At 41.1% G+C, this 2,376-nt stretch carries 1 protein-coding gene and 1 pseudogene; both read right to left on the bottom strand.

Annotated features, from left to right (window positions below):
- Positions 1-514: 514 nt before the first annotated feature.
- A pseudogene (locus BAZSYMA_RS09710) lies at positions 515-625 on the bottom strand (translation elongation factor Ts); the annotation flags it as partial.
- A gap of 82 nt (positions 626-707) precedes the next feature.
- Positions 708-2,376, bottom strand: a 1,669-nt coding sequence (locus tag BAZSYMA_RS07735) for an autotransporter outer membrane beta-barrel domain-containing protein (protein ID WP_143243157.1), incomplete at its 5' end; no start/stop codon positions are given.

Below are 2,376 nucleotides of genomic sequence, written 5' to 3' on the forward strand. Positions count from 1 at the left end.
AAGTAACAGCGCATAATTGGCAAAATGTTTTTTTACACTTTGTCCATCAGCATGGATCCTAGATATTCTCTAGTTCTGTATTAAAAATAAAATGTACTTTATATTGTATAAAACTAACTACTTTTTTATAAAGCATTATGATCCGCTCCCCATATATATTTTTACCTTAAAAATAGATAATTGTGTAAGTTTTTTTTGTTGTATAATTTTAGACTCCTACATTAAACCCTGCAAAAGTCCAAGAAGTAGCAGAAAAACTAAGAAGATTTTACAAGCCAATAAAACCTCCGATGCTAGCGCAGTTGCTAAACTTGATGACGACCTAGGGCTTTTAAAACAGGGAAATACACTGATCACTTGGCAAACGCTAAATACCCCTCATTAGAAAAATTGCCAGCGAGTAATCTTAAGGCTATTGCCGACAATCTAACTGGAGCGACGAATACCGACAAGAGTCTAGTGATAACTTAGGGATGATGGTGTCTTGCTTAACAAAAATACAAAGCAAAAAAGATTAGTCTTTAACCTGAGCCATTACTTTATCAGCAAAATTCTCTTCCTTTTTCTCAATACCCTCGCCCACTTCAAAACAAACAAACGACATTATTATAGCAACTTTTCTCTTTCAAGAATACCTGTAGAAATACATTCAGGCTTGTTGGTTAATTTATACTGGGGTTTTTTAGGCGTCCTTTTTTATAGGCTCATTAAAACTTCCATCGAACAGCACCTTCAATACCATTACTATGCGCTTTATTATTGGTAGATTGAATACGCTTATAACTAACAGAAGCGGTGGTGTCGTCTTTCTGATAATCCAGCCCCAGTTTCACGCTCACTTCTTGCTCCGCATTTTTGCTACGGTAATCACTGTCATCACGACGAATATCGGATTTGTATTCCACGCTCACAAAGCGAGTAAGTTGTCCATCTTGGTAGTTCACTTGCTTATTAATCTCAATACCAAGGGCAATTGCCTCGTCGGTGGCAGTCTCGCTGTTGGTAAGTATGTCATCGGCTTTCATCTTGATACGGCTGATGTCGTAGCGAATGAAAGGCGATAAGTCTACGCCCTGAGCCTGTAAATCTGTACGGTAAGCAATGCTGGCAAAAAAGCCATCGCTGTCTTGGTCAGCACTTGGCGTGTTGCTGTTGCTGATTTTGTGCGTGGCTTGGGCGACGCCTAGTACTGCTTCAATATTGCCTTTGTCATTGAGTTCTAATGCGCCGTAACTAGACAGTATGTATTGCATGGTATCTATATCGCCTGAGAAATTATTGCCCGTAGCAGTGTGCTTTTGCTTGCCTAAGCCAAGAGAAAAGCCGATAATTTTATCTTTGGCTATGCGTCTGTCCATACCTATATTGAGGGATTTAAGATTAAACTTAGTCTTATTTGCCCCTTCCCCGTTGTTTTTACCAATCACCACTTCGGCACTCGTCCAAGTATCCCAACGCTCAACCTTACGGCTGGAGGTGGGAATGACATTACTCGGCCCGTTGGCACTTAGTACACGATTGATAAAGCTGTTGGTTTGGCTATCGGCAAAACTGACCTGAATGCCGTTAACAAAATCATTGGCACTAAAACTGCTTTTTTGCTTGTTTTTATGACGAATATGCGATAAACGCCCCATCAATGTTCTTCCGACTTTAGAGAGTAAGAGTTTACTGGCAGATTTGCTTTCTTTTCGCACAGCTTGGGCAGTCACCACTGGCTCCTCTACGGTTGTATCCTTTGTTTTTTCTGTAACTTTGATAGAAAATTCTTGATTGGCGCTCTGGATGCCATCGCTAACAGTGACGGTGATAGTCATATCACCAATAGCAGTGATGGAACGCTTAGTTTCGAGTTCGTTGCCATTGACGATTTTAAAATCAGTGCTGGTGGTGGTAAAAGTGAGGGCATCAGCAGCAGTATCTAGATCGGTAGCACTGAGGGTACCAACCAGGGTGTCGGCGGGCAGACCTGCGATAAGATTAGTATTGCTGATCTGGATATTGGTCAGCGCTTCATCGTCTAGGTCGGCAACTGTAACAGTGATGGTTTTTTCAGCTGTCATGGTGGAGGCGACGACCCCAAGAATGCGTACCTTTTTGGTGGCTTGTACCTTAACACGATAAGCGACATCACTTCGGGCTTCAAAATCCGTGGCTTTGAAAGTTAATTTATTACCTGCTAAGGTAAACTTATTGGCATCTGCACCAGGCAAAATAGCAAAATCTATCGAGGTAAAACCAATATCGCTATTGACATCAGTGGTAAGATCAATCACCTTGGCTGTGTTTTCAGGCGTAGAAATATTAGCCTCCGTGGTAATAGAAAATGCAAATGCCTGGAACGATGATAACAACAGTATGTGTATACAAATAGTT

This window comes from Bathymodiolus azoricus thioautotrophic gill symbiont, from assembly GCF_001298715.1.
Lineage (GTDB): Bacteria > Pseudomonadota > Gammaproteobacteria > PS1 > Pseudothioglobaceae > Thiodubiliella.